This window comes from Streptosporangium sp. NPDC048886 (assembly GCF_055586905.1).
Genome location: NZ_JBVJHH010000005.1, coordinates 226,216 through 250,008, shown reverse-complemented (window position 1 = coordinate 250,008; position 23,793 = coordinate 226,216). Strand labels below are relative to the sequence as shown.

22 protein-coding genes are annotated in these 23,793 nt (G+C 70.0%); 17 read left to right on the top strand and 5 right to left on the bottom strand.

Annotated elements, in window-relative coordinates:
* Positions 1-14 precede the first annotated feature (14 nt).
* The 5 genes from ACZ6R6_RS08300 (at position 15) to ACZ6R6_RS08280 (ending at position 5,492) form a co-directional block, all read left to right on the top strand.
* Complete coding sequence (locus tag ACZ6R6_RS08300) at positions 15-770, top strand: GNAT family N-acetyltransferase (RefSeq protein WP_470091238.1); 756 nt, start codon at positions 15-17, stop codon at positions 768-770.
* Positions 767-1,876, top strand: a complete 1,110-nt coding sequence (gene menC, locus ACZ6R6_RS08295) for an o-succinylbenzoate synthase (protein WP_470091237.1) — start codon at positions 767-769, stop codon at positions 1,874-1,876. The genes ACZ6R6_RS08300 and menC overlap by 4 nt, the downstream gene beginning before the upstream one ends.
* Positions 1,877-2,458: 582 nt before the next feature.
* Positions 2,459-2,623: a hypothetical protein gene (locus tag ACZ6R6_RS08290; protein ID WP_470091235.1), complete on the top strand. Its 165-nt coding sequence runs from the start codon at positions 2,459-2,461 to the stop codon at positions 2,621-2,623.
* Between the two features lie 259 nt (positions 2,624-2,882).
* Positions 2,883-3,731: a permease-like cell division protein FtsX gene (locus tag ACZ6R6_RS08285; protein ID WP_470091233.1), complete on the top strand. Its 849-nt coding sequence runs from the start codon at positions 2,883-2,885 to the stop codon at positions 3,729-3,731.
* Between the two features lie 552 nt (positions 3,732-4,283).
* The gene (locus ACZ6R6_RS08280; protein ID WP_470091232.1) at positions 4,284-5,492 is read left to right on the top strand and encodes a 5'-nucleotidase C-terminal domain-containing protein; all 1,209 of its coding nucleotides are present in this window, start codon (positions 4,284-4,286) and stop codon (positions 5,490-5,492) included.
* Between the two features lie 328 nt (positions 5,493-5,820).
* On the opposite strand, the gene ACZ6R6_RS08275 is transcribed toward ACZ6R6_RS08280, so the two are convergent.
* Complete coding sequence (locus tag ACZ6R6_RS08275) at positions 5,821-6,702, bottom strand: hypothetical protein (protein WP_470091231.1); 882 nt, start codon at positions 6,700-6,702, stop codon at positions 5,821-5,823.
* Positions 6,703-6,934: 232 nt separating this feature from the next.
* Between ACZ6R6_RS08275 and ACZ6R6_RS08270 the strand changes: the two genes are divergently transcribed.
* A complete protein-coding gene (locus ACZ6R6_RS08270) occupies positions 6,935-7,636 on the top strand; it encodes a helix-turn-helix domain-containing protein (RefSeq protein ID WP_470091230.1) in 702 nt (233 codons plus the stop codon).
* A 275-nt stretch (positions 7,637-7,911) separates the two neighbouring features.
* A complete protein-coding gene (locus ACZ6R6_RS08265) occupies positions 7,912-8,457 on the top strand; it encodes a dihydrofolate reductase family protein (protein ID WP_470091228.1) in 546 nt (181 codons plus the stop codon).
* 245 nt (positions 8,458-8,702) lie between these two features.
* Here the strand turns inward: ACZ6R6_RS08265 and ACZ6R6_RS08260 are convergent, their stop codons facing one another.
* Complete coding sequence (locus ACZ6R6_RS08260; protein ID WP_470091227.1) at positions 8,703-10,319, bottom strand: ADP-ribosyltransferase domain-containing protein; 1,617 nt, start codon at positions 10,317-10,319, stop codon at positions 8,703-8,705.
* A 214-nt stretch (positions 10,320-10,533) separates the two neighbouring features.
* On the opposite strand from ACZ6R6_RS08260, the gene ACZ6R6_RS08255 reads away from it, so the two are divergent.
* From ACZ6R6_RS08255 to ACZ6R6_RS08245, 3 genes are all read left to right on the top strand, one after another.
* Complete coding sequence (locus ACZ6R6_RS08255; RefSeq protein ID WP_470091225.1) at positions 10,534-11,232, top strand: macro domain-containing protein; 699 nt, start codon at positions 10,534-10,536, stop codon at positions 11,230-11,232.
* A 498-nt stretch (positions 11,233-11,730) separates the two neighbouring features.
* Positions 11,731-13,839: an elongation factor G gene (fusA, locus tag ACZ6R6_RS08250; RefSeq protein ID WP_470091224.1), complete on the top strand. Its 2,109-nt coding sequence runs from the start codon at positions 11,731-11,733 to the stop codon at positions 13,837-13,839.
* Positions 13,840-14,102: 263 nt separating this feature from the next.
* Positions 14,103-14,846 carry a lytic polysaccharide monooxygenase gene (locus tag ACZ6R6_RS08245; RefSeq protein WP_470091223.1) on the top strand — a complete coding sequence of 248 codons (744 nt, stop codon included), beginning with the start codon at positions 14,103-14,105 and terminating at the stop codon, positions 14,844-14,846.
* A gap of 224 nt (positions 14,847-15,070) precedes the next feature.
* Here the strand turns inward: ACZ6R6_RS08245 and ACZ6R6_RS08240 are convergent, their stop codons facing one another.
* Both ACZ6R6_RS08240 and ACZ6R6_RS08235 read right to left on the bottom strand, forming a co-directional pair.
* Complete coding sequence (locus tag ACZ6R6_RS08240; RefSeq protein ID WP_470091221.1) at positions 15,071-15,898, bottom strand: alpha/beta fold hydrolase; 828 nt, start codon at positions 15,896-15,898, stop codon at positions 15,071-15,073.
* 209 nt (positions 15,899-16,107) lie between these two features.
* Entirely contained in the window at positions 16,108-16,710 is a 603-nt protein-coding gene (locus ACZ6R6_RS08235; protein ID WP_470091220.1) for a TetR/AcrR family transcriptional regulator, read from the bottom strand.
* A 409-nt stretch (positions 16,711-17,119) separates the two neighbouring features.
* Here ACZ6R6_RS08235 and ACZ6R6_RS08230 point away from each other — a divergent pair, with 409 nt between their 5' ends.
* On the top strand, positions 17,120-17,791 hold the full coding sequence (locus tag ACZ6R6_RS08230) for an MOSC domain-containing protein (RefSeq protein ID WP_470091219.1): 672 nt from the start codon (positions 17,120-17,122) through the stop codon (positions 17,789-17,791).
* A gap of 181 nt (positions 17,792-17,972) precedes the next feature.
* Positions 17,973-18,581, top strand: coding sequence for an NAD(P)-dependent oxidoreductase (locus ACZ6R6_RS08225; protein ID WP_470091217.1), 609 nt, complete (start codon positions 17,973-17,975; stop codon positions 18,579-18,581).
* Between the two features lie 33 nt (positions 18,582-18,614).
* Here the strand turns inward: ACZ6R6_RS08225 and ACZ6R6_RS08220 are convergent, their stop codons facing one another.
* Positions 18,615-19,043 (bottom strand): MarR family winged helix-turn-helix transcriptional regulator, encoded by a 429-nt coding sequence (locus tag ACZ6R6_RS08220; protein WP_470091216.1) that lies wholly within the window; start codon positions 19,041-19,043, stop codon positions 18,615-18,617.
* 68 nt (positions 19,044-19,111) lie between these two features.
* Between ACZ6R6_RS08220 and ACZ6R6_RS08215 the strand changes: the two genes are divergently transcribed.
* The 5 genes from ACZ6R6_RS08215 (at position 19,112) to ACZ6R6_RS08195 (ending at position 23,766) form a co-directional block, all read left to right on the top strand.
* Entirely contained in the window at positions 19,112-19,564 is a 453-nt protein-coding gene (locus tag ACZ6R6_RS08215) for a MarR family winged helix-turn-helix transcriptional regulator (RefSeq protein ID WP_470091214.1), read from the top strand.
* Positions 19,565-19,753: 189 nt separating this feature from the next.
* Positions 19,754-20,050, top strand: a complete 297-nt coding sequence (locus ACZ6R6_RS08210; protein WP_470091213.1) for a hypothetical protein — start codon at positions 19,754-19,756, stop codon at positions 20,048-20,050.
* A gap of 127 nt (positions 20,051-20,177) precedes the next feature.
* Positions 20,178-21,788: an ABC-F family ATP-binding cassette domain-containing protein gene (locus tag ACZ6R6_RS08205; RefSeq protein WP_470091211.1), complete on the top strand. Its 1,611-nt coding sequence runs from the start codon at positions 20,178-20,180 to the stop codon at positions 21,786-21,788.
* A gap of 63 nt (positions 21,789-21,851) precedes the next feature.
* The gene (locus ACZ6R6_RS08200; RefSeq protein WP_470091210.1) at positions 21,852-22,655 is read left to right on the top strand and encodes a hypothetical protein; all 804 of its coding nucleotides are present in this window, start codon (positions 21,852-21,854) and stop codon (positions 22,653-22,655) included.
* Between the two features lie 64 nt (positions 22,656-22,719).
* Entirely contained in the window at positions 22,720-23,766 is a 1,047-nt protein-coding gene (locus tag ACZ6R6_RS08195) for an alkaline phosphatase family protein (RefSeq protein WP_470091209.1), read from the top strand.
* Positions 23,767-23,793 lie beyond the last annotated feature (27 nt).

Genomic DNA, 23,793 nt, shown 5'->3' with positions numbered 1-23,793 from the left:
GAATGCTGGCGCGCATGGTCGAACTCCGCATCCTCCACGACACCTCCCAGTTCCAGGCCGCCGACCGGCTGCTACGCCGCGTCTGGAACATCAGGGCGGGCGACGACCCGCCGCTGACCGTCGACCTCATGTGCGCCTTTGACCACACCGGCGGCTACGTCGGCGGCGCCTTCCTCGACGGCGAGCTCGTCGCCGCCGGCTCCGGGTTCCTGGCCGAGGGCGGCAGCCTGCACTCCCACGTGGTGGGCGTGGCGCCCGAGGCGCGCGGCCGAGGGATCGGTCAGGCGATCAAGGCGCACCAGCGCCGGTGGGCTGCCGAGCGCGGTCTGAACTTCATCTCCTGGACCTTCGACCCGCTCGTGCGTCGCAACGCCTTCTTCAACCTCGCCAGGCTGGGCGCGCGGGCCGAGCGGTACGTGCCCGACTTCTACGGGCCGATGAACGACGGCATCAACGGCGCGGACGCCTCCGACCGGCTGTTCGCGCACTGGCCGGTGAACCCGGGCCCGGCCCCGGCTTCACCGGCGTGCGGAAGCGGGGCGGCCGTGGTGATCCTCGACGAGACCGGGTCGGCGCACGAGCCGGGCGGCGCCGCCGTACTGCGCTGCGCCACCCCCGCCGACGTGGAGCGGCTGCGGCGCGAAAACCCCGGGGAAGCCGCGAGGTGGCGCGCGGCCCAGCGGGCCGCGCTGGGCGGCGCGCTCGCCGCCGGTTACCGGATCACCGCCTTCACCAGGGACGGCTGGTACGTGCTGGAGCGTGCGGCATGAGGATCGTCGAAGCCGAGCTGCGCACGGTCGCGCTGCCGCTGCTCACACCGTTCCGCACCTCGCTCGGCACGCAGACCGTGCGCAGGGCGCTGCTGGTGCGCGTGCGCGGCTCCGAGGGGGAGGAAGGCTGGGGCGAGTGCGTGGCCGATGACGAGCCCACCTACAGCCCGGAGTACCTGGAGGGGGCGGCCGACATCATCCGCCGCTTCCTTCTGCCGAGCCTGTTCGCCGTACCCGACCTCGATCCGGCCGGCGTGGTGCCCGCGCTGGCGCACCTGCGCGGGCATCCGATGGCCAAGGCCGCCGTCGAGATGGCCGTCCTGGACGCCGTACTCAAGGCACGCGGCCTCTCCCTCGCCGCCTATCTGGGAGGGGTACGGCGCAGCGTCCGCGTGGGCGTGTCGGTGGGCATCGCCACCACCCTCGACGCCTTGCTCGACACCGTCGACCGGCACGTCAGCGCCGGCTACGCCCGGATCAAGCTCAAGATTGAGCCCGGCTGGGACCTGGAGCCGGTGAGGCTGGTCCGCGAGACGTTCGGCGCCGAGCTCATGCTGACCGCCGACGCCAACACCGCCTACGCCCCCGCCGACGCCCGCCACCTGGCCCGCCTCGACGCCTACGGCCTGACGCTGCTGGAGCAGCCCTTCGCCCCGGACGACCTGCACGGGCACGCCCAGCTCGCCGCCCGGATGGAGACGCCGATCTGCCTGGACGAGTCGATCACCTCGGCCCGCGCCGCCGTCGCCGCGATCAGAGCGCGCGCCTGCTCCATCATCAACATCAAGCCCGGCAGGGTCGGCGGCTACCTGGAAGCCCGCCGCATCCACGACCTGGCCCAGGCGGGCGACGTGCCGGTCTGGTGCGGCGGCATGCTGGAGACCGGGCTGGGCCGGATGGCGAACCTGGCGCTGGCCAGCCTGCCCGGCTTCACACTGCCGGGCGACATCTCGGCGACCGCCCGCTACTACGAGCGCGACATCACCGCCCCGGTCGAGCTGGAGGGCGACTCCATCGCGGTGCCCGAGGGCCCCGGGATCGGCGTCGCGCCGGACCCGGACGCCCTGGAGATGTTCACCGTCGACCGGCCCGTGCGTGTCACGTGACCGGTCTCACGTGACCTGCCAGGCCCGGTGGCCGCTGGGGGTCTTCCGGCCCGCGTAGGCGGGGACACTGCTGTAGAGCCCCGGCCCGTCCGCGCAGACCGCGTCCGTGTCGCCGGGGCCGGAGGTGGTGCCGGAGCCGAGCAGCCGGGTAGAGGTGGTGCCGAAGCCGAGCAGCCGGGTAGGGGTGCCGGGCCGTCCGGGCCCCTCCGCCCCTGCCGGCCGCCGGTTTGTCGGCGGCCGGCCTGCTCCGCTGCGCCTTCAGGGCTCTGCCCCTTCCGTCGTCGAGGCTGACGACGCGTTTGCGGCCGCTCTTGGTGATCCCCTCGACGCGCTCGCCGTCGATGAAGGCGGCCGAGCCGGTGATGGCTCGCGCAGGAGACCGGGGCGCTCGCCACGCCGCGCAAGGACGCGATGATCAGCACCCGCGGGACCGCGGCGCCCCTGGTGACCGCTGCTGATGAGAGTGGGCACCGGCCGCAACGCGTCGGCCGGTGCCGCCAGTGACATGGCGGGGAAACGCTCGAAGAGCTGACGCAGGGCTTCTGTGATTTCGAGGCGGGCCAGGGGAGCGTCGAGGCAGAAGTGCACACCGTAGCCGAGCGCCAGGTGATCCTTGACCTTGCGGGTGACGTCGAAGGTGTCGGCGTCCGGCCCGTGCCAGTCCGGGTGACGGGCGGGGAGATCGACCGGGAGTGGATGGACGGGGCCCACACCCGCTACGTGATCCGGGGTCAGCGCAACGGCTGAGGACAGGCAACCCGCTCCGGCGGAAAGCCCCTGGACGGGCACGCCGCCTCAGGGGCTTTTCAGTGTCCTGATCTGACTTTTCAGTGTCCTGATCTGATGAGTCGGCCATCGAGCTGCCGGCGGCGCAGGGCTCACCGCCTGTTCTTCCCGACCGTTTCGACTTCACGGTCGCGTCTCACCAGCCCGCTCTGCCGTCTGTCGGTATTGGCCTTGAGGGCCACATGCGGAATCTATTCGGATTTCCTGACATAGTTGCCTCATGTTCCGCGTCCTTCTCGCTTTTGCTGCGATGACGATCCTCCTGTTCGGCACCTCGGCCGCCGAGGCGGACCGATTCCCGGAAATCCTCGCGCCCCCGGTTGGTCCTTGGCCGGAAGGAGGAAAGTTCACCATCCGCCTGTGCGCCAAGGGTGACGATTTTGGGAGCTGTGGAGGCAAGGAAACGACTCCGGTGCAGAGGCGCGCGATCGATCAGGTCCTACGGCAGATGCCCCAGATCAAGGACCTCCACTACAAGAGCAAACAGGAGGAGCTGGACGAGATGTTGGAGGCCGTTCCTGACCTGATAGGAGTTATGCAGGAAGAGGATATGGCGGATATATTCAGCGGGAGGCTGCATCGGTGGAGTGGCGCTCCTGGGCTCAATTCGGCCATCAAGGCGCTTCCTGGAATCTCCTTTTTCAAAGTTGTACCCGCCCATTTCTGGGAGGACAAGGCTGATGTGTCCATCGTCCTGTGTAGTAACGCCAGCAAGGCGGAGCCCTGTAAGGGGCGGGGCAAGGCGACAGCCGGCGAGCGGGCGGCGATCGAGGCTCTCCTGAGGGGTATGAAAGGCGTCAGGCGCATCTATTTCGCGGACCAGGCGCACAACATGTGGACGTCCATGCAGGTTGAAGCCTTGGTTTCGCGCATGAGGAACCCTGGCCCCTCAAGCGGGGACGACGATGCCAAGCCAACGTCATTGGATGATTACTACGAGAACTACTATGTCAAACTTGACGACCCGGCGCTCATCCCCTCGATCGTGGACAGGATGAAGGGTCTGCCCGGAACGTTGGAAGGGGTCGAGGTATCTTTTCTGGCCCGGTTTGGTATTTGGTTTGACTGATCGAGAAGTCAGCGCGGGCAGTCTCGAGAAGTCAGCGCGGGCAGCCTGAGGCGGCTTCAGGTTCGCTGTCCGGCCACCATGGACATCCATCGCCTCACCGCTGACAGGCGACCGAGCGGCTTCCGTCCCTTTGCAGCAAGCCGGACAGCTACAGCAAGCCGTACAGCGACACCGTCCTGCCCGATCGCATGCCACCGGCCCGCATCTACCGCCTGGCCGGGGCAAGAGTCCGCCGGCGATCCGGCTCTCGCGGAATTGTCGGCCGGCCTGGCTAGCGTCTGTTCCTCCAAGGGAACGGGCTAATCCGTTATCCCTTGCATGTCTAGATCTGTCTAGATCCTTCGTTGCAGGTGGCAAGAGAGGAATAGCGTGGGATTATCAGGTAGGGCTGGGCGCCGGATCGGGGGGCTGGTGGCTGTTGTCGCCCTGGCGTCCGGTGTCTTCGCCCCGGGAGCGCAGGCCGCCCCGGGCCCGGTTGTCTTCGGTACGGCTTCCGCTTCACCAAAGGCCCATGCCGGCGCCTGCCCGGCGACCGTGACGCTGTCCACCACGATGAGAGTCAAGGCGCCGGTGGCGCTGAAGTACGCATGGATCTTCAGCGACGGAGACAAGAGCAGCGTCAAGACCTACAGGGTCGGTGGCAAGGGCATCAAGACCGTCCGGCTGTCCACGTCGGTCAAGGTCGCCGGCGACGCTCGTGGCTGGGGCGCGGTCCGCCTGGTCAGCCCGGTGAAGAAGACCTCCGGGAAAGCCTCCTTCACCGTCAGTTGCGCCGGTGACCTGGGGAGCACGGGCGACGTGTGGGACAGCGTGACCACATCCGCCCAGGAGTTCGACAGGCCGGACGGCTCGGCCACGCCGCCCCCCGCCGGGCGGGACGACGACGATCCCGCCCAGAACTCGGTGCGGAAGGCCACCATCGTCTTCGACCGGACCACCGCGTCGAAGTGCCCGTTGACCTTCAGGGTCCACGGCTACTTCGAGGGGCTTCCCGCCGGTGCGCAAGCTGTTCAGTACCGCCTCGTCGGCACCCAGGAGTGGAAGACCGTCAACGTGCCGGCCGACCACGGCGCCGTGTTCACCACCGTGCTGGAGACGCTCGACTGGGACTGGGAGACGGGCAAGACCTCGGTACAGATCGAGATCAGGCAGCCGGACGGCCTCACGTCCAACACCCTCTACTACTTCGAGTGCGGTCCGCCGAGCGACAAGGAGGGGTTCGGCGCCACCGCCGAGAAGATCGCGCTGACCGCCGCCGGCGGCCCGCTCGTCGAACTGGTCGCCGACGCCTACCTGGACGCGGTCCAGGCCGTCTCCGGCGCGCAGGTCGCCCTCGTCGGCAGGCACGGGTTCCGCACGGACCTGGACGCGGGTCCGGTCACCTACGAGGAACTGTGGGTCACCCAGCCCGCGGGGCTCGCCGTCGACGTGAACGCGATGACCGGCGCACAGCTCAAGAAGCTGCTGGCGCACCCGAACCCCTCGGGCTGGGTGCTGACCCCCTCGGCCTCGCTCCGCTACACGTTGCAGGGCGGAGTGGTCACCGAGCTCACGCTGAACGGCGCTCCGGTGGCCGACACCCAGGTGGTCAAGATCGCGGCCAACTACATGCTGATGGGCGGCTGGCAGGGCTTCCCGAGATGGGAGGGGAGCACCAACGTCTACCGGGGCGGGCCGGACGACAGGGGAGCGCTGGCGGCCTACATCGCGAAGAACTCGCCGGTCCAGGCGCCGAAGGGGGACCGCGTCACTGTTCGATGAGTGACCCGACCGGCCGGGCGGCATGACGCCGGACAGCCGGGTCGATCGCCGGGCGGGATGCGTTCCGTCCGGCGATTCACCATGAATCGAATCATGTGCACTTGGAGAGGTTGGGTGCGCACGAGTTTTCCCAAGGTGTTTCCGCGGGGATTCAAGGTGTTTCCGCGGGGGTTTCTGGGGCCGGGCCGGATCACGGATCTACCGGTGCGCGGTCAGGTGCGGTAACCGCGGCCCCGGGACATGCATCGGCCGGCCTCGGCGAGCGGATCCCCGAGGAGCCCGGGGCGCGCCGTCTCGTGGGGCCCGTTCTCGCGACCGCCAGGGCGCATCAAGTGTTCTTGGAGTCCATCGGAATGGGCGTGTTCTGCGTGCGGACGTACTCCAGCAGATCGACTTCGTCGATGACCTCGTCGGCGGGCGGGGCGGTGATGACGAGACGGAATCCCCAGTCGGTGTAGCGCGTGTCGCTCCGCTTGACCAGTGGATCTCTCCCCGCTCCGGTGGTATCAGTGGTGATCAGGCGCTTGGGCAGGCCGTAACGGTCGGTCCAGAGCTGCCAGGAGACCTTCCCCTTGCTCCTGTCGCCGATGGGCCGCCCCGAGGTCCAGCTGATGAGGGCGTCCTTGGAGGTCTTGCTCAGCTCCCTGTAACTCATGGTGCCCCGGTGAAGGGATCCGCCGGAGACGGGCCTGCTCGTCGAGCGCTTCAGCACGGCCTTCATCATGGACGGGTCGTACACGTTGAGCGGCTGCAAGCTGGCGTCCCGGGCCATGTCCCGGCCCATGCTCCCCCTGTGTTCGTTGGGGAAGCGGATCCACTTCTTGCCCTCCGGGACCGGCCCGGGATACTGGTCGGCGTCGTCGTAGACGTCTTTACCGACGCGGATCACGTGGTAGGGGTCCGACTTCTCGGATGGGAGCCCCTCGGCCCCCGGCCGGGGAAGGTCCCGCCAGGTGAAATCGGCGGCCACCGGACCCGATGGGGCGAACTGGAGGCTGCCGCTGATCCGGGTCCCGCTCCCGGAGACCTTCGACCTCTCGCCGAAGAAGTAGCGGTTGGTCTCGGAGATCCGGACGCCGTGCTCGTTCCGGAACTGCCGCTTGAGCGCGCGGGCCGGATCGGGAGCGTCTGCCTGCGCGGCGGCGGGTCCCGTGGTGACCGGTACGGACGCGATCAGTACGGCGACCGCCAGGGCAGCCCATCGTCTCATGAGTCATTTGTCCTTTTGTTGAGCTTTTAGGGCATTCAACGGAAAGGTGAAGCTCAATGAGATGGTAACGGGCACGTTCCGCCTGAGACCTTGTCCGCTCCGGCTTTTCCGTCACCATCGCCGCCGTTCTCGTCCGCTGCCGCCGGCTCACCGGATGACATGATGTTCTTGGCGGGTCTCGTGCCACACTGCCTGCCCGGCAGCGCCAACGGGGCGAGGGGGAATGACTCGGATGGGGTTGGAGGTCGAGAGCCGACCGTCCGATTCGCCGTACATCGAGCGGGTGTGGCGGAGCACCAGCCATGACGTCGACCGGATGACGTCGATCGCGACAGCCCATTGGGACCTGGTCTTCTGGGAGCACCGCGGTCAGGCCAACGTCGCCGTTCAAGGGCCGGGGTCAAGGGCGAGTCCGGCCCCCGTCCCCGAAGACGCCACGTTCTTCGGCATCAGCTTCTCCCTCGGCACTTCGATGCCCCATTTTCCGGTCAGTCGGCTCGTCGACTGTTCTGCGGAGATCCCCGGCGCGACGCGGAGATCGTTCTGGCTGAAGGGTTCCGCCTGGCGCCCTCCCGACTACGACAGCGCCGAGGCGTTCGTACGGCGGATGGTGCGTGAGGGCGTCCTGGACCGCGACCCGATCGTCGCCGCGGTGCTCGGCGGCGCGTCGCCCGAGGTGTCCGAACGCACCCTCCAGCGGCGCTTCGTGGCGACGACCGGACTCACCCGCGGCGCCATCCGGCAGATCGACCGTGCCAGGCAAGCGGCGGTCCTGATCCAGGAGGGCGCGCCGGCCCACGACGTGATCCACCGGCTCGGATACTTCGACCAACCGCACCTGGCGCGGTCGCTGACCCGCTATGTCGGGCGGACCGCCACGCAGTTGAGCGATCGGGTCCCGTCGGAGCCGCTGTCGCTTCTGTACAAGACGTGAGTGCCCGTCCCCGCCTAATCTCCCAGTCGCGGCCATCGCCGCGGCGGAGGATCTCGCGGCCGGCACCGGCACCCAGGGACACGGCGCTGCCCGGCTGTCGTACGTACGCCGGGTGCCGGCCGAGCGCTGGAGTCGGATGCCGCACGGAACACGCCGGCCGCCTCGCTCCTCCTCCGCTGTCGATACCGAACGGGAGGTCGTCGCGCGGAGGCCGGTCGATCCGGGCCGTGATCGTGAGCCACTCCTCGTAACCCCAACGACAAGGGAGCAGAGCAATGGGCAAGATCGTCTCGAACTTCTTCATCTCGCTGGACGGTGTGGTCGAGTCGCCGGACCAGTGGCACTTCCCGTACTTCAACGACGAGATGGGCGCGGCGATCGGGGCGGGCGTGCAGAACGCGGCGGCGTTCCTGATGGGCCGCAAGCTGTACGAGGAGTGGTCGGCGTACTGGCCGACGGCGGACGCGGACGAAGACTTCGCCAAGTTCATCAACAACGCCCGCAAGTACGTCGTGTCCGACACCCTGGAGAAGGCGGACTGGAACAACACCACCGTCGTCTCCGGTGGCGTCGCGGCCAAGCTGCGCGAGCTCAAGGAGCGGACCGACGGCGACATCCAGATGTCCGGCTCGGCGACGACCGTGCGCTGGCTTCTGGCCAACGGGCTGCTCGACGAGCTGAACCTGCTCCTCCACCCGATCGCCGTCGGCCGTGGCCGGCGGCTGTTCGAGGACACCCCGACCCACCCGCTGGAGCTGGTCAAGTCCGAGACGTTCCAGACCGGCGTGCTCAACCTGACCTACGTTCCGGCCGCCGGCTGACCGATGCCCGCGGGGCGCCGCCATGGTCGGAGTCCGTGAATCACGGCGGCGCGCCGCGGGCGGCGGCCAGAACACCTTCGGCACCTTGTCCGGTCCTACGGCATGGGCGGACGGTTCACGGCCGCGTGGGTGGAGGGCCCGGAGGTGTGGGAGGCCGCCCGGCGGCCCGGGGCGCTGCCGCCGGGCCGCCGGAGCCTCATGAGCCGAGCCGCCGGAGCCTCATGAACGGAGACACCCTCCGTGGCTCACGCCACCAGGTGCTGCTCGGCCAGCTCGGTCAGTCTCACGGTGTAGAGGCCGCCGCGCTCGACCTTCACGTCGGTCACCTTGAGCTGCGTGCCGGGGGCGAGGATGAACTCCTCCTCGCCGGTGAACGCGGAGAAGCCGCGGATGCCGACGGCCCGCACGGGGAGCACCTCGAAGAGCGTCCGTTTGCCGCGGCGGCCGAGGAACGCCTGGGCCACGCTGAGCTCCGACGTACACGAGGACACCCCCCACCACGTCACGGTGCGGCCGAGAGGGTACTGCGCTCGCAGGTCCAGCGACACCCCGCGCCACAGCGACTCCTTGCGGGCCGGCAGCCGTGACACGGCCGAGAACAAGAGCCGCAGGTAAGGGAGGTACGGGACGATCCGGGTGCGGTCCGGGTCGCGCAGGGTGGCGTTGATCTGCCGGTAGAACGCCGACTCGCAGGTGTAGAGGTAGAGGGCCGCGATCTCGTCGGCGGACAGGCCGCCGGCCGCGTCGCCCGGCTGCTTCTCGCCGAACCGGTACGACTGCTCCAGGTGCCGGTCGAGACCCGACAGCAGCTTGGCCACCGGGGCGACGGCCTCGCGGAAGTCCATGAGCGGGGTGTCGAACACGCCGGTGATCGCCGGAAGCTCCAGCCCCTCGTCCTTGACGCCGGCGAGCCGTTCGAGGTAGAGCTTGTGCAGCTCCATCGTGGAGGCGATGAACGCCCCCATGCGCTCGGCCGTGTCCGCGTCCGTCCCGCCGGTCTGCGCCGCGAGCTCGTTCCACCCCCTGCTGGGCAGCCAGTCGATCTCGTCGGCCCCGAGCTCCCCGAGCGCCGTGTTCACGGCGTCGAAGTGGTGCCCGTCGCAGAAGATGTCGCCCTGTGCCGCGGGGTTGGGGTGGTCGATGTGCCTGACCTCCACCTCGGGATACTTCTTCTGGAGCCGGAGTACGACCTCTTTCAGGCTGCGGGCGTGGACTCCCCACCACGCGAACACCACGCCCCGGTCCTGCTCGTCGGCGTCCTGCTTGGCCCTCAGGATCTCCTCGACGAGCTTCTCGACGACCGGCCGCCAGAACGCGGTGTGCCGGTCGGTGGCCATCGCCCCGTCGCCGCTGGCGGTCAGTGCCGCGTTCAGGAGCAGCACGCCCTGCGTGAGCATCGCCTGGAACCACTCCGGCGGCTGCACGGTGTCGTGTTCCCTCAGGAGCGCGCGGATGTCGGCGATCGGCGTCTTCTTGGGGATGCCGTGCTTCCACATCGCCGCCGCCTTGATGATGCAGCGGATGGTGATGACCTTGCCGAACTGGCTGTCCTTCCAGTCGTGGAAGGCGTTGTCGAACATGGCGATGCCGGTGGCGCTCTCAGCCCGCGGGTAGGGGTTCTGGCCGAAGACGACGACCTTCCACTTGTGCGGCGGGTTGGGCTTGAGCGCCTGGAAGGTCAGTTCCCGGACGGGCACGACCTGCGGGCTGCGGTCCAGGCCGATGAACGTGGCCGCGGCCGGCTGCGCCTCGATGACCGGCTTCAGGAGCGGCAGCCACGGCTCGCCGCCGCCCTTGAAGAGTTCGGCGAGGGCCAGCGGGTCATTCGGGCCGGGCGGGGTGGGGGCGTTGTCGTCTCTCATCGTGGGCTTCCGGATCGGCGGGCCGTACCGGTGACGGCACGGGTGATTGAGGTGGGGGAATTGTGCCGTGCGAAGATCCCGGATGCGATGTCGGAGAACCGGAGGGCCCACCCGCTGGAGTGGGTGGGCCCTCCAACCAAGATCCGGTTTGTCGGCGGGGCGCGATATCTTCGTGGGTGCCGGAAACACCCCTCCCCCGCGCCCGGAGTGAGCCATGACCGTCAAGCACGTGAAGCCACTGCTCAAGGTGGTGCTGGTCGACATCAACGCGGAGGTGGCGCAGTCGTGGCGGGCGGCGTTCGCCGACACCCCCGAGGTCGAGATCTCCAAGGGGTCGATCCTCGACCAGCACGTCGATGCCTGGGTCAGCCCGACCAACTCCCGCGGGCGGATGGACGGCGGGGTCGACGCGGTCATCAAGCGGTATCTCGGGGCGGGGATCCAGCTGCGCGTCCAGCGGGCGATCCGCGATCAGTTCGGAGGGTCGCTGCCGGTGGGAAGCGCCGTGTGCGTACCGTCCGGGGCGACCAACCCGAAGTTCCTGATCTCGACGCCGACGATGGTGCAGTCGGTGCAGAACGTGAGCGAGACGCTGAACGTCGCTCTGGCGTGCGCCGCCGCGTTCCAGGCCATCCACATGCAGAACGAGAAGGAGCCGGGCAGCGTCGAGTCGGTGGCGCTGGTCGGCATGGGGGTGGCGACGGGCGGGGTGCCGCCGCGGGTGTGCGCCAACTTGATGTGGACCGGCTACACCCTGTTCAACGACTACTCCTTCCGGGACTACGACGACCTGCGGAAGACGATCCGCGAGCAACTCGACGACATCGAGAGCCGTCCTGAGGAGCGGGTGCGGATCGAGCCGCCCGCCGACGTGCCGTCCCGCGACGGTCACCGGTCCGGCGGATCCCGCTGACGCCGTCGCCAGGTGCCGGCCCGCGCCCGCGGGTGCTCGGGGAGCGCGGCTCGGGACGGAGCGGGGCCCTGCTCGGCCCGGAACGGTCGGACCCGTGGTCGACCATGCGTCGCCGCTGATGAGAAAACCGGTTTCCCGCCCATATTGGTTTCAGTACATTCATCATGAAACGCGCTGCCGCGACGCCGCAGCGCGCACCTTGACGAGTGAGGGGAGTCGGCTGTGCGCCACCGCACCGCTGTGGTCGTTCCCCAGTCACGGTACGAGGTGATCCTGGTGTCTTCTGGTCCCCGGTACCGGCTGCGCGGCCGGCACCGGACGTCCGTGACGGACGCCTGATCTCATCTGCCCGGTGTCGGACCAACCGGCCGGGTTGTTTCTCGATGGGGTTGTCCCGCAGCAGGGATCTCTGCGTGGCCTGACCCCAGGCCGTTCCGTCCGGCAATCGCGCTGTCCTGTTCCGATCGTCCCAAGGGCTGAGAGCTAAGGGCTGAGGGCATGCGTGGCAACCCGCACCGTCATATCACCGACCCGCTGACCGGTATCCGCAATCTGGGCATCCTCGCCCACGTCGACGCCGGCAAGACCACCATCACCGAACGGATCCTCTACGTCACCGGCACCACGCACAGACGCGGCGAAGTGCATGAGGGGACGACCGTCACCGACTTCGACTCCCAGGAGCGCGATCGTGGGATCACCATCTTCGCCGCGGCGGTGAGCTGCGTCTGGGACGGCCACCGGATCAACCTCATCGACACCCCGGGCCACGTCGACTTCTCCGACGAGGTGGAACGCTCGCTGCGGGTGCTCGACGGCGCGATCGCGGTGTTCGACGGCGTCGCGGGGGTCGAACCGCAGAGCGAGTCGGTGTGGCGGCAGGCCGACCGGTACGGAGTGCCGCGGATCGCCTTCGTCAACAAGCTGGACCGCGCCGGGGCCGACCTCGACACGGCGGTCGAGTCGATCCGCGAACGGTTGCGGGTGACCCCTCTGGTGACGCAGCTGCCGATCGGGCGGGAGGACGGGTTCACCGGGGTGGTGGATCTGCTGCGGATGAGGTCGCTGATCTGGGACGACGGTGGTGAGACGGGCAGGGACGGGCCGGTGCCGGACGCCCTGCGGGAAGAGGCGCACCGCCGCCGCCGGCTCCTCGAGGAGGTGGTGGCCGGACTGCACCCGGTGGCGTTGGAGGAGTTCTGTGCGGATTCGACGGTCTCCGCCCGGACTCTCGCCATCGCACTGCGCGATCTGACCCGTACCGGTGAGGGCGTGGTGGTGGTGTGCGGATCGGCCTACCGCAACCGCGGGATCGAACCGCTGCTGGAGGCCGTCGTGGCCTACCTGCCCTCGCCGCTGGAGGTGCCGGCGGTACGCGGCACCCAGGGCGGCACGGTGCGGGAGCGGGCCGCCGACCCGGCGGCGCCGTTCGCCTCGCTGGTCTTCAAGGTGAATTCGACCGCCGCCGGACGGCTGACCTACCTGCGGGTGTATTCGGGGACGGTCGAGAAGGGAGACACGGTGCTGGACGCCGGCGCGCGGCGCACCGAGCGGATCGGCCGGATCCTGCGGGTGCAGGCCGACCGGCACATGGAGGTGGAGCGGGCGGTGGCCGGGGACATCGTCGCGGTGGTCGGGCTGAAGGCGGCCCGCGCCGGGGCCACCCTGTGCGCGCCCGCGGCGCCGTTGGTCCTCGAACCGCCGGCCGTGGCCGATCCGGTGGTCTCCGTGGCGGTCGAGGCCCGCAGGAGCACCGATACCGATCGGCTGGCGTCGGCGTTGGCGCGGCTGGTCGAGGAGGATCCCTCGCTGGCGGTCCGGACCGACCCCGAGACCGGCCAGACGGTGCTGTCGGGGATGGGCGAGCTGCATCTGGAGGTCGCGGTGGAGAAGGTCCGCCGCGACCGCGGGCTGGAGGTCAGCGTCGGCCGGCCGCAGGTGGCCTACCGGGAGACGGTCGCCCGCGGGGTGTCCGGGCTGCTGTACCGGCACGTCAAGCAGGACGGCGGCGCCGGACAGTTCGCCCATGTCGTCCTCGACGTGGAGCCGCTGGAGGCCGTCCCGGACGCCGTCCGTGCCGACGGCGGCGGCGCCGTGGACTTCGTGTTCCGTTCGACCGTCGTCGGTGGGCGGGTGCCGAGGGAGTATGTCCGGGCGGTGGAAGCCGGTTGCCGGGATGCTCTGGCCGCGGGCCCCCTCGGCGGTCACCCGGTGACCGGCCTGCGGGTCACGCTGACCGACGGAGTCACCCATTCCAAGGACTCCTCGGAGATGGCGTTCCAGACGGCCGGCCGGCTCGCGCTGCGGGAGGCACTGCGCGCAAGCGTGATGCAGCTGCTGGAACCGATGGTCGAGGTCACGGTCACCGTGCCCGACGACGCCGTCGGTGGGGTGCTGGGCGACCTGGCGGCACGGCGCGGCCGGGTCTCGGGCTCGACCACGCGGGCGGGCACGGTGGTGATCACCGCGACCGTGCCGCTGGCCGAGCTGTTCGGCTACGCGACCCGGCTGCGCAGCCGGACCCAGGGCCGGGGGACCTTCACCACTCGGGCCGCCGGTCACGCCCCGGTGCCGGGTGCCGCGTCCGACGCGACGCCGCCCCGGTAGAACCCGGCGACGGCCCCGCCCACACGTGGGCGGGGCCGTTCCGGCTCCAGCCTGGGCCGCTCCGGGCGGGGCAGCGCCAACCGGAGCCGCTCCGGACGGGGCAGCTCCCGGACGGGGCAGCTCCAACCGGAGCCGCTCCGGACGGGGCAGTTTCGCAGCCTCTTCGCACCCTGTGACCGGGCACGATCGGAGTCCGACGGACATTTACTGTTAGTAAAGTTTCCTTTATATTTGGTCCCACCCCCCAGCGAAGGAAACACGACATGCGCAAATTGATCAGAGTCTTGGCGGCGGCGGTCATCGCGGTCGCGTCCGTGGTGTTCGTCGCATCGCCCGCCCTGGCGCACGGCTACATCACCTCCCCTCCCAGCAGGCAGGCACTCTGCGCCCAGGGGAAGGTCGCCAACTGCGGCCAGATCATCTGGGAGCCGGCCAGCGTCGAGGGTCCCAAGGGGCAGCGGAACTGCAGCGGCGGCGACGCCCGCTGGGCCCCGCTCGACGACGACAGCAAGGCATGGCCGGTCACCGACGTCGGTGACTCGGTCACCTTCAACTGGCGGATCGAGGCCCGTCACGCCACCAGCACGTGGGAGTACTTCGTCGGCGGCACCCGCGTCGCGGTGTTCGACGACCGGGGCAAGGTGCCGGGCTCCACGGTCTCGCACGTGGTCAACCTGGGAGGCCGGACCGGCCGCCTCAAGGTGCTCGCCATCTGGAACATCGCCGACACCGCGATGGCCTTCTACAACTGCGTCGACGTCAAGGTAGGCGGCGGCCCCGACCCGACTCCCACGCCGACCCCGACCCCCACCCCCACCCCGACCCCGACCCCGACCCCGACCGTCTCGCCCACCCAGGGACCTGCCGGCCCCTGGACCGCCGGCACCCTCTACGCGGCCGGTGACCAGGCGGTCTACAACGGCGCCACCTACCAGTGCCTCCAGGCGCACACCGCGCTGCCCGGCTGGGAGCCGCCCTACGTCCCGGCCCTCTGGCAGCGCCGCTGAGCCGGTGACGCCCGGCGGCGATCGGCGCCCGCGCTCCTTTCCTGAGGGCTTTCCAAAGGAGCTTTCCGAAGGAGTGCGGGTCTCCGGCCGGTCCGGATCGGCGTCCGGGCGTCCTACGGAACTCCAGGACGCCGTTTCACGCGTTCCGCGATCCCGGGAGCAAGGGCGCGGCCCTCGTGCAGGGCCCGGCGGACGGGCCTGTCAGCCCTTGACGGACGGGTCTGTCAGCCCTTGATGAAGGCCAGCAGGTCGCTGTTGAACCGGTCCTTGTAGGGGTTGATGTTGGCCAGGCCGTGCGGGGCGCCGGGGTAGACCTTGAGGGTCGCGTCCGCGACGATCTCGGCTGACTTCATGGCCGAGTCGCCGATGGGCACGATCTGGTCGGCGTCCCCGTGCACGATCAGGGTCGGCACGTCGAACCGTTTGAGGTCCTGAGTGAAGTCGCTTTCGGAGAATGCCTTGACGCAGTCGTAGGCGGCCTTCAGGGAGACCTGCATGCTCCACAGCCAGAACGCCTCGCGCACGCCCTCCGACACGTCGGAATCGGGCCGGTCGGCGCCGTAGAAGGGGACGCTGAGGTCTTTCCAGTACTGCGCGCGGTCTTTCTCCACCGCGGCCCGGATGTCGTCGAAGACCTCGATGGGGGTCCCTTCGGGGTTGGCGTCGGTCTTCAGCATCAGCGGCGGGACCGCGCCGAGCAGGACGGCCTTGGCCACCCGGGAGGTGCCGTGGCGGCCGATGTAGCGGGCGACCTCGCCGCCGCCGGTGGAGTGGCCGACCAGGACCACATCCCGCAGGTCCAGCTTCTCGATCACCTCGGCGAGATCGTCGGCGTAGGTGTCCATGTCGTTGCCGTGCCACGTCGCGCTGGAGCGGCCGTGCCCGCGCCGGTCGTGGGCCACGGCGCGGTAGCCGTTCTCGGCGATGAAGCGGATCTGGTCTTCCCAGGCGTCGGAGTTGAGCGGCCAGCCGTGGCTGAAGACCACCGGCTGACCGGAGCCCCCGTCCTTGTAGAAGATGCCGGTGCCGTCTTCGGTGGTGATGTGCCCCATCGCAGGTCCCCCTCGTGGAAACGGCCTCCCCCTGAAGGCCACAACGACAGTTCCCGGGCCCGATCAGGGCCACTCTGGACAATTCCCACCTTTTGTCCTTCCTTGGTGAGAGCCTGCTCCTGCCCGAAGGCGGCCCTCGGCCACGGCCCGCGGCACGGTGCCGGACCTCGTCCGGCGCGGCCCCGGCGACGCGTGGCCCAACGGGGCCGTCAGGGGTGGTCCCCGGAGCCGCCCGGGGGGTCCGGGGGCAGGAGCCGCTCCACCGCGTCGGTGATCAGGTCGTGGAGCTGCTGCCCGGGAAAGACGTCGGGCAGGGTGAGCCGCTCCACGATCAGCCAGTTCAGGGTCATGTAGAGGAGCACCACCGTGGTGTCGTCACCGGGCAGGCCGGACTCCCGGTGGTAGGCGATGTTGGCCTCGACGTCGGCGCGGATCTGGCGGGTGAGCACGGCGCGCAGCTCGGGGCGGCGGGTGGCCTCCAGGCGCAGTTCCAGCAGGGCCAGGTAGCCCGAGCGGAAGTCGGTGATCCGGCCCACCAGCTCGTGCATCAGCCGCGTGACCCTGTCGCGGTCACGCGGCCCCTCCAGGGCCCGGGCGAGGGTGGTCGCGTCGGGCTGCAGCCGTTCGTAGAAGCGGGCGCCCGCCTGGGTGAGCAGGTCGTCGCGGTTGGCGAAGTAGTTCGACGCGGTGCCGTTCGGCACCGCCGCCTCGACGTCGACGGCACGGAAGGTCAGGCCGCGCGCCCCCTCGCGTGCCAGGACTTCGATGGCCGCGTCGACGAGCGCCGCCCGCCGTGCCGGATTCTGCCGCATCGGATCTCCCAATGATCTCGCTTGACACCACTCTAGGTGTAGTACTACGTTCAAACCACTCCGAACAGAGTACTACGCCTAGGGCGTCGATGAGAAAGAGAGACCGGATGCGAGTCGAGTTCACCGTCCTGCCCGCCGTACCCCGCTGGACCGATGCGTCCATGCGGCAGATCCCCCGGTCCCGGCCGGTCCGCCCGCGCCAGGCTCCCACGCCGCCGCGGTCGGTGCCGCGGCCGAGGCCGCTGCCCAAGCCCGGGACGCACAGATGAGGCCGGGGGCACGCAGGTGAGCCCCGAGGTGCGCGGACGGGTGCCGGACCGGCGACGGCGGGTTGGTCGCCGTCCTGGTCCGGCCCCGGTGCGGTAATTCCTACGCAGGAGACCGCTTTTACCCCTTATATGGTGAAAACATGTCACGGCTTCTCTCGGTGAACCTCGCTCATCCACACTCCGCCGACTACACCAGCGCCGATCTCACCGGGATCGACAAGCGCCCCGCCGACGGGCCGGTCGCCGTGGCGGCCCCCGGCCCGATGGGTACGGCGGGCAGCGGTGTCGCGGGGGACACGATCGGCGATCTGCGCGACCACGGCGGCGATCACCAGGCGGTGTACGCCTACGCGCGTGAGGATCTCGACACCTGGGAGAAGGAGTTGGGGCGCGAGCTGTCCAACGGGGTCTTCGGTGAGAACCTCACCACCGCCGGCCTCGACGTCAACGGCGCCCTGGTCGGTGAGCGGTGGCGGATCGGGGCGGACCTGATCCTCGAAGTCACCTCGGCCCGCATCCCGTGCCGCACGTTCGCGGGCTGGCTGGACCGGAAGGGATGGGTGCGGCGGTTCACCGAGGCCGCCCTGCCCGGCGCCTATCTCCGCGTCATCGTGCCCGGCGAGATCCAGGCGGGCGACGTCGTCGAGGTCGTCTCCCGGCCGGACCACGCGGTGACGGTCGAGTTCCTCTTCCGCGCCCTGACGACCGAGGCCGGGCTGCTGCCGCGGCTGCTCGACGCCGGCGAGGCGCTCAACCCCTACTTCACGGAGAAGATCCACCGGCGGCTGGCGGGGCGGCCCCGGAACGCGTGATCCGCGCCGCCACGACGGCACGGCGGTCCCCGTCCGGGCGGAAGGGGCGCGGGCTTTCCTGAAGGATGTGCCCGGAGCGGAGTTGCATCTGGCCGACACCGGGCATCCCGCACTTGAAGAGAAGCCGCCGCAGATCACCCCCCGTCGCCGACTTCCTCGACCGTGGTGGAAAGGGCAGCAGATGAAGATCGCAATTGTCGGGGCCAGTGGTCACATCGGCTCGGCCGTCGTCCGGGAGGCCCGCGACCGTGGCCACGAGGTCACGCCCGTCGCCAGGGACGCCTCCTCGCTGGGGAACGGGGTCGACGCCGACGTGCTCGACCGGGGCTCGATCGCCGGGGTGCTGACCGGGCACGACGCGGTGGTGCTGGCGGTGAAGGGACCCGAGACCGTGCCCGAGGCGGTCCGGACCCTGATCGACGTGCTGCCCGGGATCGGGGTGAGGCGGCTGCTGGTCGTGGGCGGCGGCGGCAGTCTGGAGCAGGCCCCGGGGCGGCGGTTCGTCGACAGCCCGAACTTCCCGAAGGAGTATCTGGCCGAGGCCCGCGCCCAGGGCGAGGCCCTCGAACTGCTCCGCGCCCAGGGCGGCGCGCTGGACTGGTCCTACGCCAGCCCGCCCCCGGTCCACCTCGTCGACGGCGAGCGCACCGGCGCCTACCGGGTCAAGGCCGGCGACACCCCGATCAGCGGCGCCGACACCCGGATCACGGTCCCGGACTTCGCCGCCGCCCTCCTCGACACCCTGGAGAAGGGCTCCTTCGTCCGGGAGCGCTTCACCGCCGGCTACTAGCGCGCGCGGGGCTGCCAGGCCGCCGTCACACCGTCACCGGCCGCCGAGATTGGCGGTCATCCGGCTCAGGACGTCGACGGTCGTCCGGTACTCCTCGGCGCTGACGCCCTCGGTGACGCGGACGCGGGCGGCGGTCACCTTGTCGTGCAGGTCGGTGTGCGCGCGGGTGCCCGCCTCGGTGAGGGCGAGCGGCCCGCCCTCGGCGAGCCATCCGCGCTCGCGCAGCTCCTCCGCGACCGGGAGCAGCGAGGGCTGTGCGGCGCTGAGGAAGGGTCCGAGCGCGGCGTCGAGCTCGGCCGGGGTGCGGGGTTCCGCGGCGATGACGTTCATCACCTGCCAGTGACGGCGGGTCAGCCCCTCCCCACCGAGCAGGTCGTCGAGGGAGCGCTCGATGGCGACGTGAAGCTGCTTGATCCAGTAGCCCAGGGGGCGCTGCTGGCTGGTGATCTCGGAGACTTCCATGGTGCCGTCCTCACGATTGATACATGTATTTTGACAATAACATGTATTCATACATGTACAATGGCCGTATGGAGGACTCCCAGGCGGTCGCGGCCGTCGAGCGGGCGATGGTGGCGATCCGGCGCAGCCAGAGCCGCCGTGCGATCCAGCGCCTCGCGGGCGGCGACCAGCCGGATCCCGCGCTGTTCGCGGTGATCGACGCGGTGGAGGAAGGGCCCGGGACGGCCACGGTGAGCTCCGTCGCCGACCGCATGGGCGTCGATCAGCCCCGTGCCAGCCGCCTGGTCGCCAGGGCCGTCGACGCCGGGCTGCTACGACGGGTGGCCGACCCCGCGGACGGCCGGCGCAGCACCCTGGAGCTCACCGACCTGGGCGTCGAGCAGGCCGACCAGGTCCACCGGTTCCGGCGAGAGGTCTTCGGCACGGCGATGCGTGACTGGCCGGAGCGCGACCAGCGGGAGTTCGCCCGCCTGCTCGGGGATTTCGTGGAGGCGCTGGGACGGCGTCACCGGGGCGGCTGAGAGGCGTCGCCGGGCTCCGGACGCCCCGGCGCGGTCACCGGGACGCCCGCGTGGAGGCTCTCGCCGGAGAAGGCGCCGGCCGTCCGCCGAGTCATGCAAAGCCGGGCGCGTTTTGACCCGAGCCTGCTTGTCCGCACCCGCTCTCGGAGATGGAGTCGTTTAGTAGTGGGCGCGGACAGGGAGGACCTCATGAGCTTCATACAGGTCATCGAATTCGACACCGCCGACGAGCAGGAGGTCCAGCGCCTGATGGACGAGTGGCGAGACTCCACCGGAGGCGAGAGGGCGGCGACGCACACGACCCTCACCCGCGATCGCGCCCGCCCCGGCCATTACGTCGCCATCGTCCGGTTCCCGTCCTACGAGGAGGCGATGCGCAACAGCGAGCTGCCGCAGACCGGCAAGCTGGCCCACCGGATGCGGGAGCTGTGCGACGGTCCGCCACGTTACATGGACCTCGACGTGATCCGGGACGAGGATCTCTGACGGCCGCGCGGCCGGGTGGGCCCGGCCGCGCCGGCGGAAGCCTCCGGGTTCTCAGCGGTGGAAAAGGTGGTGTCCGGCCGGAATGGTGACAGGTACCCTGCGCGAGGAACTAGGGAAGGGAATCGCCGTGGGGCACGTAGAGGTCGGCCATCTGACGTATGTGCTGCCGGACGGTCGGCCGTTGCTGAATGATGTGTCCTTCCGGATCGGCGACGGGGTCAAGGCCGCGCTCGTCGGGCCCAACGGAGCGGGCAAGACGACGTTGATGCGGCTGATCGCCGGGGACCTGCAGCCGGTCGAGGGGAGCGTGGCCAGCTCCGGCGGGCTGGGGATCATGCGCCAGTTCATCGGCAGCATCCGCGACGGGCGGACGGTGCACGAGCTGCTGCTCAGCGTCGCCCCGCAGCGCGTGCGGCAGGCCGCCGAGCGGCTCGACGCCGCCGAGCTCGTGATGATGGAGCGCGAGGACGAGAAGGCGCAGATGCGCTACGCGCAGGCCATCACCGACTACACCGACGCCGGCGGCTACGACATCGAGGTGCTCTGGGACACCTGCACGATGGCCGGGCTCGGCATGCCGTACGACGACTGCAAATACCGCGAGGTCAACACGTTGTCGGGCGGTGAGCAGAAGCGGCTGGTGCTGGAGGCGCTGCTGCGGGGGCCCGACCAGACGCTGCTGCTGGACGAGCCGGACAACTACCTGGACGTGCCGGGCAAGCTCTGGCTGGAGCAGGCCCTGCGCGAGACGCCCAAGACGGTGGTGCTGGTCAGCCACGACCGGCAGCTGCTGGCCAACGCGGCCGACCGGATCGTCACCGTCGAGTCCGGCAACATCTGGATCCACGGCGGGGGGTTCGGCACCTACGCCCAGGCCCGCAAGGACCGCAACGAGCGCCTTGAGGAGCTGAAGAAGCGCTGGGACGAGGAGCACGCCAAGATCAAGCGGCTGGTCCTCATGCTCAAGCAGAAGGCCAAATACATGGACACCATGGCCGCCGCCTACCACTCGGCCCAGACCCGGCTGCGCCGGTTCGAGGAGGCCGGGCCGCCGGAGGCGGCGCCCAAGGAGCAGTTCATCAACATGAGGCTCAAGGGCGGCCGGACCGCCAAGCGGGCGGTGATCTGCGAGAGCCTGGAGCTGACCGGCCTCATGAAGCCGTTCGACCTGGAGATCTGGTACGGCGAGCGGATCGCGGTGCTGGGCTCCAACGGCTCCGGGAAGTCCCATTTCCTACGCCTGATCGCCGGGGAGGACGTCCGGCACACCGGCGTGGCCAGGCTCGGCTCCCGGGTCGTCCCCGGCCACTTCGCGCAGACCCACGCCCGGCCCGAGCTCGTCGGCCGGACGCCCTGCGAGATCGTCATGACCGAGCACGCCCGGCTGAAGAACGAGGCGATGAAGGCGCTGTCCCGCTACGAGCTGGCCGGGACCATCGCCGATCAGCGGTTCGAGACGCTGTCCGGCGGGCAGCAGGCGCGGCTGCAGATCCTGCTTCTGGAGCTGTCCGGCACCACGTTGCTGCTGCTGGACGAGCCGACCGACAACCTCGACCTGGCCAGCGCCGAAGCACTGCAGGAGGGGCTGAACGCCTTCGACGGCACCGTGGTGGCGGTCACCCACGACCGCTGGTTCGCCGACGACTTCGACCGCTATCTCGTCTTTGGATCGGATGGGAAGGTATACGAATCACCTGAACCGATCTGGGATGAGACCAGGGTGGTCCGGCAGCGTTAAAGAGTCCGCCCGGGCTGGGCGTGTCCCCTGGAGAGGGGCACGTTCACGGGTTATCACCACTAGGTGACGTACAGCACCCGAATCGTCGGCGCTCTCGCCCTGCTCCTCCTCACCGGATGCTCCAGCCCCAGGCCGGAGCAGCAGGTCGCCTCGCTCAAGCCGCTCTCGGTGAAGGAGGAGGCTTCCTCCGTCCTCAAGAGGGACGACGGATATGTGGTGAACTGGGCGGGGGTGCTGGCCAACAGCAACCCGTGGCACTTCGGCGAGCACGTGGTGGCCACGGTGATCGCCACGGACGCCAAGGGCAAGGAGGTCGTCCGGCTGGAGCAGCCCCTGGACGCCGTGCCCCCGGCCGGGGTGCTCTCCTTCACCGGCCAGGTGGTCGCCGCGGAGCGGCCGTTGCGGGTGAGCATCCAGTACCGCCCGGCCGAGTGGCACCAGGCGGCCCGGATCGTCTCGGCCTTCAGGTCGTTCCCCGTCTCCGACGTGCTGACCGAGCGCAAGGAGCACAGCTATCTGATCACCGGATACGTCGGCACGCCGTACCGGCTGCCGGCCGGCAGCCTGGCGGTCACCGCGCTCCTGCGGGACAAGAACGGCAAGCTGCTCGGCGGCGGGAGCACGTTCGTGGACGACGTCCACGCGGGCGCCAAGCGCCGGTTCATCCTGAACATCGAGAGCGTCCCGGACACCAGCAAGATCGCCAAGGCTGAGCTGGTCGCGCGCACCTGGGGATCGAGCAGCCGCCCCTACGAGGAGCTGGCTCTGGGGGGCATCGCCCCGGTGCACACCGCCAAGCCGACCACGTCCCCGTTCACCAAGGACCGGGGCGGCCCGGCCGTCTCCACCGGTGACGCCCGGCCGTGACCGAGCCTTCCACGCGTCCGGTACGGCGGAGCGGCCCGGCCGGGTCCGTCGCCGGGAGGTGAGGGTGCGTCACCGGGAGCCGCCGAGGGCCCTGGCGGCGTCGTTGGCCCTGCTGCTGGCGTCGGGCTGCGGCCGAGGCCCGGGCGCGCCGGACGCTCCGGCGCTGCCCGCGCCCAGCGTCATGGCGGTGGCCACCCCTCCGCTGCTCCCGTACGTGACGGTGACGCTCACCCCGACCCCGGAGCCGGCGCCCAGCCTGCCGCCGCCACAGCCGAAGGTGCTGGTCGTCGGGCTGGACGGGGTGCGCTACGACCGGGTCCTCGCCACCGGGGCGGTGCACTTCCGGCAACTCATGGAGGCCGGGACCTTCGCCACCGGCCGGCTGGAGGTGCTGCGGAAGGTCCGTTCCAGCAGCGGCCCGGGGTGGGCGACCGTGCTGACCGGGGTGGCGCCGGGCAAGCACGGTGTGCACAACAACTCCTTCGAAGGCCGCCAGTTCATTAAATATCCGGACTTTCTCACGCGGCTGGAGACGATCCGGCCGAGCCTGCACACCGCGGCCGTGACCGGCTGGCGGGACCTGGTCCACGCCGGGGCGGTCGGCGACCTGGTCGACTGGCACGCCACCAGCCACCTCAAGCCCTACGAGATCGGGGACAAGGACGCCTTCATCGTCGACAGGATGACCGATCTCATCCAGACCAGCCAGGTCGACGTCGCCTTCATGCACCTTGAGGTCACCGACGCCGTCGCGCACCGGACGGGGGTGCTCGGCCCCGCCTACCGCGAGGCGATCGAGACGGTGGACGGTTATCTCGGCCGGCTGTTCGGCGCCATCCGCGCCAGGCCCACCTTCGCCGCGGAGAAATGGACGATCATCGTCACCACCGACCACGGCCACAAGGACGAGGGGGGCCACGGCGGCGTCTCGGCGCAGGAGCGCAGTGTTTTCCTGCTCGCCGCCGGACCGGGGATCGAGCAGGGGGCGCGCAGGCGGGACGCCCGCCAGGTGGACGTGGCGGCCACCGTCTTCGCCCAGCTCGGCATCCCCCTCCCCGGAGACCTCGACGGGGAGTCGCTCAGCAGGGTGAGCGCCGGGAACAGCCATTGATCGAGATTTGCCGGGCGCGGCACTGTT